The sequence below is a fragment of the Bacillus sp. LNXM65 genome, from assembly GCF_002998575.1.
Classification (GTDB): Bacteria; Bacillota; Bacilli; order Bacillales; family Bacillaceae; genus Bacillus.
Genome location: NZ_PVRB01000004.1, coordinates 99037 through 116742, shown reverse-complemented (window position 1 = coordinate 116742; position 17706 = coordinate 99037). Strand labels below are relative to the sequence as shown.

General features: G+C 41.4%; 20 protein-coding genes. 15 read left to right on the top strand and 5 right to left on the bottom strand.

The features are described 5' to 3' along the window. Positions 1-180: 180 nt before the first annotated feature. The 10 genes from panB (at position 181) to C6Y03_RS08980 (ending at position 9363) form a co-directional block, all read left to right on the top strand. Positions 181-1020, top strand: a complete 840-nt coding sequence (gene panB / locus C6Y03_RS09025; RefSeq protein ID WP_034661045.1) for a 3-methyl-2-oxobutanoate hydroxymethyltransferase — start codon at positions 181-183, stop codon at positions 1018-1020. After that, the gene (gene panC, locus C6Y03_RS09020) at positions 1017-1883 is read left to right on the top strand and encodes a pantoate--beta-alanine ligase (protein WP_060596727.1); all 867 of its coding nucleotides are present in this window, start codon (positions 1017-1019) and stop codon (positions 1881-1883) included. Before panB ends, panC begins: the two co-directional genes overlap by 4 nt. Then, the gene (panD, locus tag C6Y03_RS09015) at positions 1876-2259 is read left to right on the top strand and encodes an aspartate 1-decarboxylase (RefSeq protein ID WP_024422780.1); all 384 of its coding nucleotides are present in this window, start codon (positions 1876-1878) and stop codon (positions 2257-2259) included. The genes panC and panD overlap by 8 nt, the downstream gene beginning before the upstream one ends. A gap of 113 nt (positions 2260-2372) precedes the next feature. Next, a complete protein-coding gene (gene dinG, locus C6Y03_RS09010; RefSeq protein ID WP_106039204.1) occupies positions 2373-5165 on the top strand; it encodes an ATP-dependent DNA helicase DinG in 2793 nt (930 codons plus the stop codon). A gap of 132 nt (positions 5166-5297) precedes the next feature. Beyond that, on the top strand, positions 5298-5468 hold the full coding sequence (locus C6Y03_RS09005) for a YpmA family protein (RefSeq protein WP_008344594.1): 171 nt from the start codon (positions 5298-5300) through the stop codon (positions 5466-5468). Positions 5469-5480: 12 nt separating this feature from the next. After that, positions 5481-5966, top strand: coding sequence for a cell wall elongation/penicillin-binding protein regulator TseB (tseB, locus tag C6Y03_RS09000; protein ID WP_060596725.1), 486 nt, complete (start codon positions 5481-5483; stop codon positions 5964-5966). 115 nt (positions 5967-6081) lie between these two features. Beyond that, entirely contained in the window at positions 6082-7374 is a 1293-nt protein-coding gene (gene asnS, locus C6Y03_RS08995; RefSeq protein ID WP_095285348.1) for an asparagine--tRNA ligase, read from the top strand. A gap of 98 nt (positions 7375-7472) precedes the next feature. After that, the gene (locus C6Y03_RS08990; RefSeq protein ID WP_034661036.1) at positions 7473-8177 is read left to right on the top strand and encodes a DnaD domain-containing protein; all 705 of its coding nucleotides are present in this window, start codon (positions 7473-7475) and stop codon (positions 8175-8177) included. Between the two features lie 17 nt (positions 8178-8194). Next, positions 8195-8857, top strand: coding sequence for an endonuclease III (gene nth / locus C6Y03_RS08985; protein WP_034661035.1), 663 nt, complete (start codon positions 8195-8197; stop codon positions 8855-8857). Next, positions 8854-9363: a YpoC family protein gene (locus C6Y03_RS08980; protein ID WP_106039203.1), complete on the top strand. Its 510-nt coding sequence runs from the start codon at positions 8854-8856 to the stop codon at positions 9361-9363. Before nth ends, C6Y03_RS08980 begins: the two co-directional genes overlap by 4 nt. A gap of 35 nt (positions 9364-9398) precedes the next feature. Here the strand turns inward: C6Y03_RS08980 and C6Y03_RS08975 are convergent, their stop codons facing one another. Together C6Y03_RS08975 and recU are read right to left on the bottom strand one after the other, a co-directional pair. Further along, positions 9399-12107 (bottom strand): PBP1A family penicillin-binding protein, encoded by a 2709-nt coding sequence (locus C6Y03_RS08975; RefSeq protein ID WP_106039202.1) that lies wholly within the window; start codon positions 12105-12107, stop codon positions 9399-9401. Between the two features lie 43 nt (positions 12108-12150). Further along, on the bottom strand, positions 12151-12762 hold the full coding sequence (gene recU / locus C6Y03_RS08970; RefSeq protein ID WP_060596723.1) for a Holliday junction resolvase RecU: 612 nt from the start codon (positions 12760-12762) through the stop codon (positions 12151-12153). Positions 12763-12808: 46 nt separating this feature from the next. Between recU and C6Y03_RS08965 the strand changes: the two genes are divergently transcribed. Further along, on the top strand, positions 12809-13765 hold the full coding sequence (locus C6Y03_RS08965) for a DUF2515 domain-containing protein (protein WP_106039201.1): 957 nt from the start codon (positions 12809-12811) through the stop codon (positions 13763-13765). A gap of 23 nt (positions 13766-13788) precedes the next feature. Here the strand turns inward: C6Y03_RS08965 and sspM are convergent, their stop codons facing one another. Continuing rightward, entirely contained in the window at positions 13789-13893 is a 105-nt protein-coding gene (gene sspM / locus C6Y03_RS08960; protein WP_012010346.1) for an acid-soluble spore protein SspM, read from the bottom strand. 196 nt (positions 13894-14089) lie between these two features. On the opposite strand from sspM, the gene C6Y03_RS08955 reads away from it, so the two are divergent. The 3 genes from C6Y03_RS08955 (at position 14090) to C6Y03_RS08945 (ending at position 15310) form a co-directional block, all read left to right on the top strand. Beyond that, complete coding sequence (locus C6Y03_RS08955; protein ID WP_223250487.1) at positions 14090-14323, top strand: DUF5446 family protein; 234 nt, start codon at positions 14090-14092, stop codon at positions 14321-14323. Positions 14324-14381: 58 nt separating this feature from the next. Further along, on the top strand, positions 14382-14753 hold the full coding sequence (locus tag C6Y03_RS08950; protein WP_106039200.1) for a YppE family protein: 372 nt from the start codon (positions 14382-14384) through the stop codon (positions 14751-14753). A 107-nt stretch (positions 14754-14860) separates the two neighbouring features. Beyond that, a complete protein-coding gene (locus tag C6Y03_RS08945; RefSeq protein ID WP_106036819.1) occupies positions 14861-15310 on the top strand; it encodes a YppG family protein in 450 nt (149 codons plus the stop codon). A 20-nt stretch (positions 15311-15330) separates the two neighbouring features. Here the strand turns inward: C6Y03_RS08945 and C6Y03_RS08940 are convergent, their stop codons facing one another. Further along, positions 15331-15750 carry an Hsp20/alpha crystallin family protein gene (locus C6Y03_RS08940; RefSeq protein ID WP_060596719.1) on the bottom strand — a complete coding sequence of 140 codons (420 nt, stop codon included), beginning with the start codon at positions 15748-15750 and terminating at the stop codon, positions 15331-15333. Between the two features lie 167 nt (positions 15751-15917). Between C6Y03_RS08940 and C6Y03_RS08935 the strand changes: the two genes are divergently transcribed. Further along, positions 15918-16424 (top strand): PTS sugar transporter subunit IIA, encoded by a 507-nt coding sequence (locus C6Y03_RS08935; protein ID WP_060596718.1) that lies wholly within the window; start codon positions 15918-15920, stop codon positions 16422-16424. Between the two features lie 53 nt (positions 16425-16477). Here the strand turns inward: C6Y03_RS08935 and C6Y03_RS08930 are convergent, their stop codons facing one another. Continuing rightward, positions 16478-17596 (bottom strand): NADH-dependent flavin oxidoreductase, encoded by a 1119-nt coding sequence (locus tag C6Y03_RS08930; RefSeq protein ID WP_223250492.1) that lies wholly within the window; start codon positions 17594-17596, stop codon positions 16478-16480. Between the last annotated feature and the right edge of the window lie 110 nt (positions 17597-17706).

Sequence of the window (17706 nt, the reverse complement as noted above, 5' to 3'; positions counted from 1 at the left end):
TTTTTGATATACTTCGTGTGGGCAGTATCTGAAAAAGAGCTGTACCTGTAGAAACAAAAATTTGATAAATTTCTGCCTTGATCCTAAGGGACTTGGACAGAGGGATGATTCGCCGCGCATGAGAGATCAAAACATGTGATGTGAGGCAAGCCATCTCCTCTCCAGAATGAGGAGGAACAAATGAAGACAAAGCTAGATTTTTTCAAAATGAAAGAACAAAACGAACCGATTGTGATGCTGACAGCATACGACTATCCATCTGCAAAGCAAGCAGAAAAAGCGGAAGTCGACATGATCTTAGTTGGTGATTCACTTGGGATGGTTGTACTTGGACTCGATTCGACAGTACAAGTCACAATCGATGACATGATTCATCACACAAAAGCAGTGAAAAGAGGCGCAAAAGACACATTTATTGTGACGGATATGCCATTTATGTCTTACCATTATTCATTAGCAGAAACATTGAAAAACGCAGCACGCATCATGCAAGAAAGCGGTGCGGATGCCTTAAAGCTAGAAGGCGGAGATGGCGTATTTGAATCCATTCAAGCTCTCACAAGAGGCGGGATTCCTGTCGTCAGTCATTTAGGCCTCACACCTCAGTCAGTTGGAGTACTTGGCGGATATAAAGTGCAAGGAAAAGACCACGAAAGTGCGCAGAAATTGATTGAAGACAGCTTAAAATGTGAGGAAGCTGGTGCGATTGCACTTGTGCTTGAATGCGTACCTGGTGAACTGACAAAACGAATTACCGACATGCTGAAAATTCCTGTCATCGGGATTGGTGCAGGAGCTGAGGCAGACGGACAAGTTCTCGTTTACCATGATGTGGTAGGATACGGGGTGTCTAGAACACCTAAGTTTGTGAAACAATACGCGCAAATTGATACTGTACTAGAAGAAGCGCTTATTCAATATACGAAAGAAGTAAAAGCACACACATTTCCAGAAGACAAGCATACATTTCATATCAAAGAAGAAGTCCTTGATGGTTTATATGGGGGTATGAAAAAATGAACGTTGTCACCCATATTCACGAGCTGAAGGAATTGATCAAGCAGCATCGAGAAAAACAGCATTCCATTGGCTTTGTCCCAACGATGGGCTTTCTTCATGAAGGACATCTGACGCTCGCGAAAGAAGCAAGGGATCAAAATGACATTGTGGTAATGAGTATTTTTGTCAATCCTTTGCAATTTGGACCGAACGAAGACTTTGAATCCTATCCAAGGGATATGGAAAGAGATCAGCGCCTTGCAGAAGAAGCAGGTGTGGATATTTTATTTACACCTGATGTGAAAGAAATGTATCCAAATGAGCCATCTATCACGATGACGGTTCAAAAGCGGACTGATGTCTTATGCGGGAAAAAACGTCCAGGACATTTCGACGGCGTTGTTACTGTGCTTACAAAGCTATTTCATCTTGTAGCACCAACAAATGTATACTTTGGTCTAAAGGATGCACAGCAAGTCGCTGTGATCGATGCGATGATCAAGGATTTCTTCTTTGATCTTCACCTTGTATCTGTGCCGACAGTTAGAGAAGAAAACGGTTTAGCGAAAAGTTCAAGAAATGTGTACTTATCTGAAAAAGAAAGACAAGAAGCACCTGCTTTGTACCGCGCATTGAAAAAAGGACAGTCAGCGGTTGAAAAAGGTGAACGTGACGTCAGTCGTATTTATCAGTTGGTAGAAGAGGAAATTCTTCAAACGAGCGGGGAAATCGATTATATTGAGATCTACTCCTATCCAGAGCTTGAGCCGCTTCAGCAGTTGGCAGGTCAGGTCATCATTGCGATTGCGGTGAAATTCTCACGGGCAAGACTGATTGATAATGTGATATTCCATGTTCCTGAAAGCGGTGAAAAACATGTATAGAACCTTTATGACCTCTAAACTTCATAAAGCGACGGTAACAGAAGCAAACTTACATTATGTAGGAAGTATCACCATTGACGAAGATTTACTTGATGCGGCAGGCATGATGGCAAATGAGAAAGTACAGATTGTCAATAATCACAATGGCGCGAGACTTGAAACATATATTATTCCTGGTGAAAGAAAGAGCGGTGTCATTTGTTTAAATGGCGCGGCAGCAAGATTGGTTCAGCCGGGGGATGAAGTGATTATTATCGCTTATGGAATGCTCTCAGAAGAAGAAGCAAAGACACATACACCAAAAGTGGTCGTATTAAATAAACAAAATCAAATTGAACAAATGATTGGGCAAGAGCCTGCGAGAACGATTTTATAACGCATGCTGCAAGGAAACAGAACAGTTTTAAGAAAAGAAGCTGTTCTGTTTCAGCTATTTTGCCCAGAGCGTGTTTCACTTCGAGTGAAACGAGGAATTGAGGTGTCCATTTTATGGCCGATCAAAGGTTTGTTGTCGTTGATATTGAAACCACCGGAAATTCACCCAAAAAGGGTGATAAAATCATTCAAATTGCTGCGGTGGTCATTGAAAATGGACAAATTGTCGAACGGTATTCAAAATATGTGAACCCGGGAAAAGCGATCCCTGGATTTATTGAACAGCTGACAGGTATTCAGCAGCACATGGTTAACGATGCAGTGTTTTTTGAGGACATTGCCCAAGAGGTGTATGATCTTATTCAAGGCGCTTATTTTGTTGCGCACAATGTTCATTTTGACTTGAATTTTTTAAATGATGAACTAAAAGCATGCGGGAAAAATGAGCTGGATGTGCTAGCGATTGATACAGTTGAGATTTCTAGAATTCTTTATCCAGAGCTTGAAGGTTATAAGCTCACTGAATTAAGTGAAGAGCTCATGCTTCCACATGACCACCCGCACCGGGCGGATAGTGATGCGGAAGTTACTGCCATGTTATTTTTAACCTTATTACATCAATTAACACATACACCGCCAAATGTGCTAAAGCAGCTGCGCAGATTATCCTCTTATCTCTTAAGCGATATAGGACTTTTAATACAGCAGCTTGAAACGAGTCGTGCTAGCCGTGAAGATTCTTTGGTAGAAGTGGGCTCTTTTGCTGTAAAAGATGTCACCAATCCTGAAACGGATACGACAGATTCAGTAGGGGAAGACGATGAACAGCTGTTTGAGGAGATCAAAAAGAAGCTTCCCCAAACAGTGGAAGGCTATGAAGTAAGAGAAGGCCAGCTCACGATGATGAATAAAGTGAGAGATGTGTTTCATGAAAGGGCCTATGCTTTAATTGAAGCGGCACCAGGTATTGGAAAAACGCTGGCATACCTCATACCAGCTGCACTAGAGGCAAAGAAATCAGGAAAACCTGTCATTATTAGTACATATTCCATTCTTTTGCAGCAGCAAATGCTTCAGCGCGATGTGCCGATTTTAAATCAATTGCTTCCGTTTGAGCCAGCTGCCTGTGTATTCAAAGGACGGGCGCATTATATTTGCTTAGATAAGTTTGAGCATGTGCTGCATGAGGAAGATGATAACTATGATGTGGTCTTAACGAAGGCACAAATATTAATGTGGCTTCTTGTCACAGAAACGGGTGATTTATCTGAACTGAATTTACCTTCAGGAGCTGCCAATATAAAAGACCGTATTTCGTGTGTGCACATGCCGTTTACATCGAAAAAGCGCCGCTTTAAAGAATACTGCTTTTATGAACGCGCCAAAAAAAGAGCCAAAACAGCCAATTTAATTTTAACAAATCATCGCCTGCTCTTATCACAAACGGAAGCATCGTCTATCTTTCAGCATGCAGACGTATATGTGATTGACGAGGCTCATCAATTTGAGAAAACAGCCAATGAAACACTAGGAGATAGTGCGTCGTATATCCAGCTTCATGCGAAATTAACGCAGCTTGGCTCCTTACAGGGCGGTCTTTTAAACAAGCTGAAAAAGAGATTTCACGGTGCAGGTTTACAGACGGACACCTTTATCGAAATGGATGAGTATCTTCATCAGCTTCAAATGGAAAGTGACGCCTTCTTTAGTACCGTTCATTCTTTTGTCAAAAGGACAAAACCAAAAGCAGACATCAATCGTCTCATTCATAGAGTACGTCATCATTCGAAGCATGCGCAGTGGAAACGGATTAAAGAGACGGCAAGTAAGCTTTGTTCCTTGTTAATTGCTTGTGAAAAGTTGTATGAGCAGCAAAAAAGCGAGCTTCTTCAAAAAAGTGATCAGCTGACAGAACACTTTGCCTTTGAAGCAGAGGAATACGATCAAGTGATGTCGTTTATGCATACATTTTGCAGTACGCTGTACCGGTTTATTTTTGAACCGAAAAATGATGAAACGGTTTGGATTGAGATTGATGCAAAGGGTGCCAAAAATGCTGTCTTTATGCATGCACAGCCGCTAGATACTGGAGAGCTTTTAGCGGACCGATTTTTTATGAACAAAAAAAGTGTTGTTCTCACATCAGGAACACTCACAATCAATGGGCGCTTTGATTATTGCTTAGAACGATTTGGTCTGCAGGATTTTTATCCGCATCTTGTACAGATTGAGTCACCGTTTGAACTTGAAAAACAGCTCAAGGTGATTGTACCAGCTGATATGCCGCCGATTACGAACCGTGATGAGCGCGACTATGTAGAGCAAGCAGCACGGTACATTAAGGTGATGGAAAAGCAGCATCAAGCGAAGATATTGGTGTTGTTTAATTCACATGAGATGTTAAAAGCAGTGTATGAAGAGCTGAAAACAGAAGGGATGCAAGCCGCCCTTTTTGCTCAAGGTCTGACGGGCGGGAGCCCTGTTAAATTAACGAAAATGTTCAAATTAGCAAAACATGCGATTTTACTTGGTACGGGTAGTTTTTGGGAAGGTGTCGATTTTCCTGGATCAGAGCTGACAACAGTCATTATGGCACGTCTCCCGTTCAGGCCGCCTGATTCACCGCTCATTGAAGCAAAATGTGATGCCGCTAAAAAACAGGGGAAGAACCCGTTTAAAGCCGTTGCTCTCCCAGAAGCTGTGCTAACCTTTAAACAAGGTGCAGGACGCTTGCTGCGCTCTGAAAAAGACATAGGTACATTGCTCATTCTAGACCGCCGAGTGAAAACCGCTTCATATGGAAAGCTATTTTTAGAATCACTCCCTCATGCGCCAGTCCACGAGATGTCAAAAGAATCACTTGAGGCGTATATAGAGAAGCTCAACAACGAAAAGCCGCTGTCATAAGCGGCCTTTAGCTGGTGTGGGTTTGGAGTTAATTTATCGTAACGGCTTTTTGTGTTCCGTTGTAAAAATAGTATCGGTTCCCGCGCCGAAAAGTATGACTAACAATATTTACGTACCGAGGAGGAATTAGAAGTGGAAAGTAAAATAGAGGTACTTTCAACTGTTCAAATTAAGCATTCAGAGGACCTGTATAAAATTGTTGACTTATTGAACAGAACGCTTAAAAGAGAAGATCTCATGTTTGGATTAGCATTAGATCAAGAAGATCAAAATCAAGCGATATTTACGATATATCGCACATAGGGGAAGCTTGACATGAAAAAAATAGTCTGGATCATTTCATCCGTTGTGGCTCTCGTTTTGCTCATTGGCATCATCAGTTTTACGTGGATTTATCAGATTGCCATGGGACAAAAAGAACAAGGTCATGAGGCGGCGATTGAACGAGCAAAAAAACAAGCAAACATCGTACAAGTGGAGCAAGTGGAAACCTTTGTCGGGAAAGAAAAACAATTTATTGTTGAAGGGAAAAACAAACAAAATGAAACAACCTATGTTTGGGTACCTGCCAGCAATAAAGAAAAAGTGATCGCAAAAAAAGCAAAAGAAGGCATTACCTCAAATCAAGCAGTACAAGCCGTTCAAAAGGAGAACACTGTATCTAAGCTAAAGGACGTTCAATTAGCAAGAGAAGGTGACGTACTCCTTTGGGAAGTGACGTACTTAAATGAGAACAATCAATACAGCTTCAGCTATGTCGACTTCTCGACAGGACATGTGGAAAAAAATGTAACGCCGTAGTTTCTCCTGTCTTGCGTTGACCATGCTGATTTAGAACGGTTATAATAAAATGTATGAAAAAAGATTCACACCTGTCGAAAAGGTGAGCTTCTTTCTGGCTTTGGAGGGAATTATGTTGAAAACAACGATTAATCAAGTGTTCAAACATGTCGATGAAGATGTAACCATCGGCGCATGGATTGCCAATAAACGTTCAAGCGGTAAAATTGCATTCTTGCAGCTGCGTGACGGGACAGGCTTTATTCAAGGAGTCGTAGTAAAAGCAGAAGTGGAAGAGGAAGTCTTTAAGCTTGCGAAATCAGTCACTCAAGAAACATCTGTCTATGTGACAGGACAAGTGACAAAAGACGAGCGTTCACCTCTTGGTTTTGAATTGCAAGTGAAATCCATTGAAGTGATTCACGAAGCAACTGACTATCCAATTACACCAAAAGAGCATGGAACAGAATTCTTAATGGATCACCGTCATTTATGGCTTCGTTCTAAAAAGCAGCATGCCATTATGAAAATTCGTAACGAAATTATTCGTGCTACATATGAATTCTTCCATCAAGAAGGTTTCGTGAAAGTAGATCCGCCAATTTTAACTGGAAGTGCACCTGAGGGCACAACGGAGCTGTTTGCGACGAAATATTTTGATGAAGATGCGTACCTTTCTCAAAGTGGACAGCTTTACATGGAAGCTGCGGCAATGGCACTCGGAAAAGTATTCTCATTTGGCCCAACATTTAGAGCTGAAAAATCTAAAACAAAACGTCATTTAATTGAGTTTTGGATGATCGAGCCTGAGATGGCTTTTGTCGAATTTAATGAAAACCTTGAGTATCAAGAACATTATGTGACTCATGTTGTTCAAAGTGTACTTGAAAACTGTAAAGTTGAACTGCATACACTTGGCCGTGATACAGCAAAATTAGAAAACATCAAAGCACCATTCCCGCGCATCACTTACGATGAAGCGATTAAATTCTTGCAGGAAAAAGGCTTTGACGATATTGAATGGGGAGATGACTTCGGTGCGCCTCACGAAACAGCGATCGCTGAAAGCTACGATAAACCAGTGTTTATCACTCATTACCCAACATCATTAAAACCATTTTACATGCAGCCTGCACCGGATCGTGATGATGTCGTCCTTTGTGCAGACTTGATTGCACCAGAAGGCTACGGAGAGATCATTGGCGGTTCTGAGCGTGTGCATGATCTAGAGCTGCTTGAAGCAAGATTGAAAGAACATGGGCTAGATCAAGAAACTTACAAATGGTACACAGAATTAAGACAATATGGTTCTGTACCGCATTCAGGTTTTGGTCTTGGACTTGAACGTACAGTTGCTTGGATTAGTGGAGCGCCGCATGTGCGTGAAACCATTCCTTTCCCAAGATTATTAAACCGTTTATATCCTTAAGACGTGAAAGCCTCCAACATATGGAGGCTTTTTCAAACGTTTTTTGAAGGGGCACGTGAAATAAAACGTGATATACTTAAACTGAAGAGGTGTATCCGATGAATAGGCAGCAATTTATTAATATGCAGCAAATGGGTTCGACCAGTTTGCCTAATTTGCTGATTGCTCATTATGAGCAGTTAGGACTGAATGAATCACAAATGATGGTGATGCTCAAGATTAAAATGAATGAAGAACAAGGTGTTTTCTTTCAAACATTTGAAGAGCTGTCCCATGGCATGACCATTTCAGCTGAAGAGTGTGCGTATATGGTTCAGCATTTAATTCAAAAGGGATTTATTTCGATTCAGCCGTTTGAGGACGGGTCTGGTATTCAGCATGACCGCTACTCAGTTGAGCCTTTATGGGGCGTACTGTATGACTTTTTAGAAGCAAAACAAGCAAAGGAAGGTCAAAAACTTCATGTGCAGGCTGAAAAGTCTTTATATGCTCTATTTGAAGATGAATTTGGCAGACCGCTGTCTCCTCTTGAAGGAGAAACACTCTCGATCTGGATGGATCAAGACCATCATGATGCTGAAATGATTCGCCTAGCGTTAAGAGAAGCGGTTTTATCAGGAAAATTAAATTTCCGTTATATCGACCGAATTCTGTTTGAGTGGAAAAAGAAAGGGCTGAAAACAGCGGAAGAAGCAAAAGAGCATAGCCAGCATTTCCGTTCTCAGCAAAAAGCGCCACCTTCAAAAGAAGAGACGTCAACATATAAACGACAAGTTCCTTTTTATAATTGGCTGGAACAATAACCAATAAAGGAGAAGTCATGTTATCAAAAAAACAAATCAATGAATGTTTAGATATTATAGGAGATATGTTTCCAGAGGCTGAGTGTGAGCTTGTTCATTCCAATCCATTTGAACTTGTGATCGCTGTGGCACTCTCTGCGCAGTGTACAGACGTGCTTGTCAACAAAGTCACCAAAACGTTATTTCAAAAATATCAAACACCAGAAGACTATTTAAGTGTACCGCTTGAAGAATTGCAGCAAGATATTCGTTCGATTGGCCTTTATCGCAATAAAGCTAAAAACATTCAAAAGTTGAGTAAAATGCTGATTGAAGAATATGGCGGTGAAGTACCAAAGGATCGGGACGAGCTTGTGAAGCTTCCTGGGGTGGGCCGGAAAACAGCAAATGTCGTCGTATCTGTCGCTTTTGGAGTGCCGGCCATTGCTGTCGATACACACGTAGAACGAGTTAGTAAGCGTCTTGGGATTTGCCGGTGGAAGGATTCTGTTCTTGAAGTAGAGCAAACCTTAATGAAAAAGGTGCCAGAAGAAGATTGGTCTGTGACGCATCACCGCCTAATCTTTTTTGGCAGATATCACTGCAAGGCGCAGCGGCCGCAGTGCGAGTCCTGTCCGCTTCTTGATATGTGTAGAGAAGGGCAGAAGAGGCTGAAAAAAGGATTGGTGAAGCTGGCATGAGCGGGGCAGCTGTTTTTACCTCATATGTCGAAAAGCTAAAAGGGAAAAAGGTAGAGATGAAAGGCGATCGAGTAGACATACTTAGAGATAATCCACTCGCATATGATCTATCATCAGAACTTTTAACAGATGAGCTTCCATGGCAGAAAACAGAAGAATTTGTTCCTGTGAAGTTCGAACTGTGGAATGAATTAAAAGAAAAAATGCTTCCTCGTTTTCAAACAAGAAAGTCCCGGTGTGAAGAAGATGATATGCTGCAAGGTATTGTCAGTATGATTGCGATGTTTTACTGGATCAAAGGGGAGAGACTTCAAACGCTTGAATGGGAACATATCAAGCAAGAGACTTTTCCTGTAGCTCCAATTAATTGGACAGAACGTTTAGAGTTCATTTTGCTAAAACCAACTCAATATCATTGCTTTATTCAACTGGACGAGCTATACACGGAACTAAAAAAGCAGTATGGAAAACATGAAGCACTTAAAAAGATCAGACAAAACCGTTAAAAAAAGCACTTGCCATATGGGCAAGTGCTTTTTCATTATTCATTTTCTTTTCGACTAGGAGAATTTGATTGCGAATTTGAGCTTTGAGAGTTTGTTTTCGCATCATCTTTCTTTTTATCTTTATTGTCAGTTTGTGAGTTCCCATTTGTACTGTCTGAGCCATCATCGGAAGAACCATTATTTCCATTTTCCGTATTTCCGCCTTGATCCTGATCCTTATCTTGATCTTGATCTTTTTTATCATCTGGCTTTTGCTCGTCAGTGCCTGGGGGTTGATTTTTGTTATCGTCAGTCTGGTCTGTCTGCTCGTCGTCAGGCTGCTGCGGTTCTTCTTCTTCTTTATTCTCATCATCTGCTTTTTCTTCCTCATCTTCATCATCCTGGATGGTGAGGAAGGTAGAAGCTGCTTTACTTGTGACATCCTCTACAGTGGCTGTCACTTGGAATTTATAAGTAGAGCCAGGCTTCACATCAGAGATGACCGCTTCTTTAGAAGAACTGTTTTGAATCTCTTTATAGCCGCCATTATCAACTGCTTGTTTCACATTAAATGTAGCATCTGCGTCGTCATCATAGCCCCAAGACAGTGTGATGGATTTTTTCTCTTCATCATACACCGCTTTTAAGTCAGAAGGCTTATCGGCTTCTTTTTTCTCATATGTGTCAGACACTTTTGTCGGAACCGTTCCTTTGACAAAGTATTCTGTTGTCTTCTTATCGCTCGGTGTATTTGGTCCGGCTAATTTCGCTGGATCCGATCCTTTTTCAACCGTAGCTTCAACGACACTGTCTGGTTTTTCAAATGAGCCGCTTCCATCATCAATTTGAGAAATTAATCGCTGGAAGACGAGTTTGGCAACACGCTGTTCATAATTTGTGAGCCATATTTTGCCGTCCGCATCTTTTGAGTTACCAATTCCAGTCCAAACGGCTGCTGTATATTGCGGCGTATAACCAACAAACCACGAATCTTTCGCACCGCCAGAAGGGATATTGTATTTATTCATATCATCTTGTGTAAAGTTGGTTGTACCTGTTTTACCAGCTACTTGAACGTTCGGTACTTGTGCAAGTGTACCTGTTCCAGATTGTACAGCTGTTTTCAGCATATCAGTGATCATAAATGCTGTGTAATCACTCATTGCCGCTTTAGAATCTGGCGTAAGGTCAAGCTTTGTTCCGTCATTAAACTCAACAGACGTGACAGCATGCGGTTCATTATAGTACCCGTTATTACCGAATGCACTAAATGCTCCAGCCATCTTCAGGGAGGAGACACCATCGTCAAATCCACCGATTGAGTATGACTCTGGAATGTCAGACGGTAAGTCCATACCTAAGTTATTTGCGAATTGAACGGCATTGTCTGTGCCAGCTTCTTGGAAAGCTTTTAAGGCAGGGATGTTACGTGATTGTGCCAAAGCACTTCTCATGGACATTTTCCCTAAATGTCTTCTGTCAAAGTTATTAATCGGTGTACCATCTGAGTACGTATATGGCGCATCATCAATTTGCTGATACGTAGACCATTTTTTGTTTTCAATGACAGGACCGTAATCTAAAATTGGTTTGATTGTTGAACCTGGCTGACGTTTTGCATCTGTCGCATAGTTAAAGCCGCCGGCTGGTACATCACGTCCACCGCCAATAGCTCGGATTTCGCCATTTTTCGTATCAAGCAGGGTGACACCCGCCTGCATACCTTTCGTAAAACCAACTGAATCCCCATTGATAATATCATCTAGGTGATCCTGTGCTTTTCGATCGAGTGAAGTATAGATTTTTAATCCATCTGTTGATACATCCACTTTGGCTTTTTTCTGTACTTCTTCCATGACTTCTTCAATATAAGCAGAGTACTTACTTGAGTTCTGGCTCTTATATTTATCAGCTGAAACGACTGTCTTGCTGACAGGGGTTGCTTTTGCAACGTCATAGTCTTTTTCTGAAATGTAGCCTTGTTTTTTCATGAGGCTTAAAACGATATTACGGCGTTTTTCCGCTGCTTCAGGATGTTTCACTGGGTTATAGGCAGAAGGACTTTGCGGCATACCTGCAAGTGTGGCAGCCTGTGCAACGGTTAGTTTATTTAAATCTGTCACGCCGAAAAATTGTTCTGCCGCTTTCCCAACACCATAAGCATAAGGCGAGAAGAAAATACGGTTTAAATACATTTCTAAAATTTCATCTTTAGAGTATTTTTGCTCAAGCTGAATCGAGAGCCATACTTCCTGTACTTTACGTTTTAACGTTTTTTGATTGTTAAGTAGAGAGTTTTTCACAACTTGCTGTGTAATCGTACTTCCACCTTCAGCTCCAAAGCCGTCCTCGACGTTTGCGACAAGGGCACCGCCGATACGGATTGGATCAATCCCGTGGTGTTTATAAAAACGTGCATCTTCAGTTGCAATAAATGCTTCTTTTACCACATCGGGTATATCTTTAATCGAGACATACGTTCTTTTTTCCGCACCAACTTCTGCAAACACTTTCTTGTCTTTGTCATAAAGCTTTGAAGAATACGGTGTTTTGAGCTTACTATCATCAATAGAAGGAGCGCTTGATGCAAAAACGGCAAAAGTTGTGATTCCGGCAACTACACAAAGAAGACCGATCACGAGTAAAGATAAAAATATTTTTTTAAATAGACCTGCTTTCTTTTTGCCTTTTTTGTTCTTTTGCTTCTTATTGTTTTCTTGACTTGCTTTACGTCGCTGTTCACGACTTGTAAATTGATCAGACATCACATCTCAACCTTTCGTGTTAAACCTTTTTCGAACGTCATTGCTACTCACTTTCATCCGAAAAATGAAGTGTCTCCACTACTTTAATATAATCAATTCTTGGCGAATATCCAAGTGTCATTAAGTGGCCAGCTTCCATTAATTCGTCTTTGCTAATGGATTTCCGGCCGTTTTGCTGCTGCCGCTCCCAGAAGAAAAAGAGATCTGAAGCGGACAAATAATAAACGGAGCCAAATGCGGATATAATAACGAAACAAATACCGCCTTGCTTTTCTACCTGTTTCATATGCTCAATTTGATGATCGTGAAAATTTTTGAGTGGAAACGAGGTGGTGCTTTTGGTTTCCTTTGCTTCAAAATCGATATAGCGCCCTTTGTACACTCCATTATAGTCTGTTGTGGATGATTGTTTAAAATAGGCTTCTTTGATAACAGCAGCGCTTCTTTTTGGATAATCCACATTCACAATCTGAACGGGGGTAGGCTTTTTATGAATGACTGCGATCCCGTTGACCAAATAGTACTGGTTGGTTTCATTTAAGTCAGCCTCAAGCGTCATCCCGCGGTTACTATAAGAGGATTCGCCGCTGATTCTTTTTTTTGTCCCAATTTGTTGAATGGGCTGATACGATTTTCCGTTTGGATACCGAATCATCAAGTTTCAGCCTCCTTTTAATGCATTTTGTATTGGAGAGATTACTATGTTGTCACAAGAAGAGCACATCATCACTCAGTATATATTGCGTGAAACGAAAGCAAAAAATAAAGACAACCTGACGAGGACAAATGCTTACAAACGCTTTTATGACCGCCATCCAGAGATGAAATGGTCGCTGCTTGCTTCCTTTGTCTCGAGAAATGCTGGATGGTCTATGACGGATCTTAAGGGTGAGCTCTTCCATCCAGGTTTAACAGATCAGCAGGGGCACCTTTTTTTCACAGCATATGAAAGAGCGAATTGGCTGATCTTTTCGGATGCTTACCCTCAGCTTCTTTTGTATGAATGGTCTAAGCGGTGCAGCAAACCCTTGTTCCATCTGCTTCCATATTTTTCTGTTTCTCGTTTTATGAGCACTGAGTGGGAACGTTTTTGGCTAAAGGGTGACACAGAGCGCCTGCTTTATGCACTCATCATAAATGAACAATATACTATACAATCTCCTATTATACAAAATCCTCTTCTGAAAAAGAATGTTTTTCACTCGATTCAATATCTGTTCAGCGAGTGGGGACATTTCCAAACCGTTGTTTTTCCAACGGTGGACGGGCATTTGTACGGGTTAACCATACGGAAGTTTTCCCGCGTAAAGGAGCGTATTACATTAGGAAAAAAACTAGCGAAACTATTATTTCGAGCCGATTTATTTTCGGATTTTTATCATTTTTTGCATACCGTTCCGCATACCGGATCACGGTTTGATTTTGAGCCGTTTTTAGGGATCGCTAGGAGGTCAACACCTTTTCTTCGAACAGTTTATCCGGTGATGACACATTCATTAGACGATCAAAGGGACGATTGGTTTCAAAAGAAATTGAGCCCATCCTTATTTGAGGCAGAAACGTTACCAAAACAAATTGAGCTGACCGACTGGTATTTTCATAAAAAAAGACAGCTTCGTTTTCTTTTCTCATTAGAGCACTATTTTTTGCATAAATAAAAAGCAGGGGGTACCTGCTTTTTTTACGTGGATGGTCGATTAGGACCGCCGAGCTTTTTATCAAGCTGATCTGTACTGTTTTCTTTCCCTTTTGGCTTTTGCTCTTTTGGTGCTGGCTGCTTTTTCATGAAATCTACCTCCTTTGTCCTTAGAATTTACACAATCGGACGCAATCATACAAAGAAGGACAAGCATATGTCGAAAAGGAAGAAATAGCGCTCATCTACACTTAGATTGGCGATTTGCTTCTAGTTTTGTCATGTGTGAAGGAGGGTGTGAAAGAAAAGAGAATGTAACGAGAGACGATAAAGGAGGAATCTGATGATGAGCGAATTTGTATCAAAAGAATCCATTATGCAGTTATTAGAGGAAATCGAGCGGAAAATTGATGCGGTGGAAGAAGAACTGTCTCTTGCTGTGAACCAAACAAAACGTGCAGCCATAGAGGAGCAAGAACAAATGATAGACCGGCTTGAATCAGAAGTAAAGGACTGTGAAGTGAAGATTCACGCGGCTGAGTATAAACTGGCGGCAAGACCGGCATATCACGCCGGATAGCTTTTCTATTTGAGCAATAAGTAAACGTTTGATAGGATGGTTCATAGAGGTGAACATTTTGGATAATCAAACATTACTTGAACATACACAAGATCTGAGAATATGGATCGAAGAGGCGTATGAGCAGTACCAAAAGGGAAAGTCTGAAGAGGAATACCCCGTATATGATTTTCACACGGACATTCAGCCGGCCGTTGAGACATTTGATCAGAAAATGGAAGAGTGGCTCACTGCTGCGATCTCGTTTATTCATCTGGTCAAACCTAGATATTTACACCAAGAACAGCTTGAAGCCGTCAAAGAAAATGGAAAAGAGGTTGTCCTGCAATCTTATTTTGGCAAACAGCATGCACCCCGTGTGAAAAATTTAGTTGAGTCAGTGATTTACACACTGAACCTTTTAATAGAAGAAATCAACAAGCGCAGCTGAAGACATATGCTGCGTTTTTCTTATGGCTGCTTTAGGCACATCTTCTGTTCTTGATCATAATATATGAGTGACATCACTATGTGTTGAGAGCGAGAGGAGCGAGATATATGATCCCTTATTCAAACCAGCAGCCTTATGAATTCAATCCATTCAATCGAGGGCCTTTTCCGTATCCAGATATGCAGCAGCCTCCGCAGCCTCCAGAATATTTCATGCCGCCACATCAAGGTGGAATGAGCCAGGCACCATCTGCTGTCTATCAGCCGCCTTATGGATACCAAGAAAATGTGCCGCCTTTTCATCCGCCTGAAGCGATCAATCAACCCCAGATGCCGCCACCAGGCATGATGCCCATGCAGCAGCCTATGAACCCTTATCCTTTGCCAAGACCGCAAAAACAGCAATCATCTCAATTTAAAAGTGTGCTGTCACAATTCAAAAAAACGAATGGACAATACGACTTTAACAAAATGTTTGATACAGCTGGGCAAATGATGAGTACGATGAATCAAGTAGGTTCATTAGCGAAAGGATTTACAAGCATTTTTAAAGCATAGTTAAAACCCAATAGATGGACCTATTGGGTAGTTTGCTTTGGTGCCGTCACACGAAGCGTTTGATCTTTCCACACGCTCTTCATGTTCGTTTCATCTATTTTTGCCGGCATTAAAATGGTTTTGGTAAAGCTCGAATACGAGGAAGTTGTATCCGTTTTGATTGTTTCCTGCACGGATAAGTGTAAATATTGGGCTTTTACTTCTAGCGCGATATCCCCTTCGACAAAATGGTCGGGAAATTGGATCTCGATATACACAAACTGCTCATCCTCTGTCACATCGGTCGTAATCGATGCAAGTGAATGTGATGTGGTCATGAGCGCCTCCGCACTATTTATTATCTCGTGAAACGGGGAGGATGCGAAAAATTGTTCAATCGCTTCATTGAGAATATCTTCATTTGCCAGCAATTCATGTTTCTTTTCGCCTTCATGTTTCATTTGAATCACCTCTCATCTACAGCCTATGCAGAAAGGGCTCAGGCGGTTATCAATTGATGAGAGGAAAAAATTATGATTAAATAGTGTTGAATGAAGCAAGGTGTATGAGCGCAGCGTTTCATACGCGGAATAGAACTAGAAGCAAAGCTTGAAGGGAGCAATTGACATTGCTGAAAAAATTATTCGGTTTCGGAAAAAACCAAGATGATGTAAAGGAAGAAATCATTTATTCTCCAGCTGATGGAGAGTTAATGGATATGACGGATGTACCAGACCCTGTTTTTTCTCAAAAGATGATGGGAGACGGCGTAGCAGTAAAACCAAAAAGTGGCACGATTGTTTCACCAGTAGAGGGTGAAATCATCCAGCTCTTCCATACAAAACATGCAATTGGCATTCGAACACTCTCAGGGCTTGAGCTTCTGATTCATATCGGGCTTGAAACAGTGGGATTAAATGGTGAAGGATTTGAAGCGCACATAAAAGAAGGGGATAAAGTGAAGATCGGTGACCCTCTCATTACGTGTGATTTAGAACTGATTGAAGAGAAAGCGGCAAGTACAGTGACTCCGATTGTCATTATGAATGGTGACTTGATCGAGCATCTTGATAAAGAACCAAAGGGACCTGTGGAAAAACAGACTTCTAAGCTTTTTACCGTTAAACTAAAATAATCAGGACACAAAAAAAACTACCCAATCGTATGAGGGTAGTTTTTTTGATGACATTAATCTTCCATCGGAACCCAGCCTTGACTCGCTTCCATGACAGACCACAATCCTTCTGGAATCAAATACTTATCTTTTTGGCTGCGTTTAATGACAGTTTCAATCTCGCTTTCTCTGCCTTCTTTAATCTTCTTTGCCCAATCTGGGTCGACGATCAGCTCTCGTGCGACAGCGATAAGCGGAATTCCTTGATTATAAGCACTTAGTGCATCTTCGGCTGTAATGACGCTGCCCACACCGATGAGTGGAAGGGTATCGCCGCAGCGTTCTTTTAGCAGCTCCATACGTGTCTTATGAGTATCTGCACCACGTCTTGCTTTAGAGTCAATCTCCATTAAAGAGATATGCAAATAATCGAGGTTTTTTGTTTTGAGAACATCCACTAAGGTAAACGTCTCTGTCATTGTTAAACCAGGTGTTTCTGGTTCTTCTGGGGATAATCGATATCCAAAGATAAACGGTTTTGTTGCATGCTTTTCGATTGCCTCTTTGACTGCATCCACAATAGCGATAGGGAAGGCTAGACGCTTTTCTTCATTTCCTCCCCACTGATCTGTCCGCTGATTGCTATGCGGAGAGTAAAATTGCTGTAATAGATAACCATTTGCACCGTGGATTTCCACGCCGTCAAACCCTGCTTGAACCGCTCGTCTTGCCGCTTCTTTAAAAGAGTCAATGATATGGACAATTTCCTCTTCTTTTAAAGCGCGTGCAATCTGCTTTCCATCTTTAAACACATCACTTGGCGCAACCACATCACCGTTTGGAACTAAGTGAGGGAGAGCCTGAGAGCCGCCGTGATGAATTTGAATGATGGCTTTTGTTCCCTTTGCCTGAATCGCAGAAGCAAGTTTTTTCAGGCCAGGTATATCTTCATCTCTTGCAATAGAAGGCTGTCCTTCAAATGCCTTACCATCTGGAGTCACGTTTGCACATGCTGTGATCACCATGCCCATATCACTTGATCTAGCTGTAATGAAATCAATTTCCTCTTTAGAAATGGTGCCATCCTCGTGAGAACCGAAGTGTGTCATTGGCGCAACGACTAACCGGCCATCAATAGACGCACCTCCTGGAAACGTAAATGGTTCAAATAAAGGCTTAAATTCGTTTTTCACTCTCATCATCTTCTTCCTTGATAAAATCATTTCACTATAGAAGTGTAATAGATACTGTTACAACACTTCAAAGTATTTGCTCATAGGCTGCGCATCAAAAAATTGCCGCC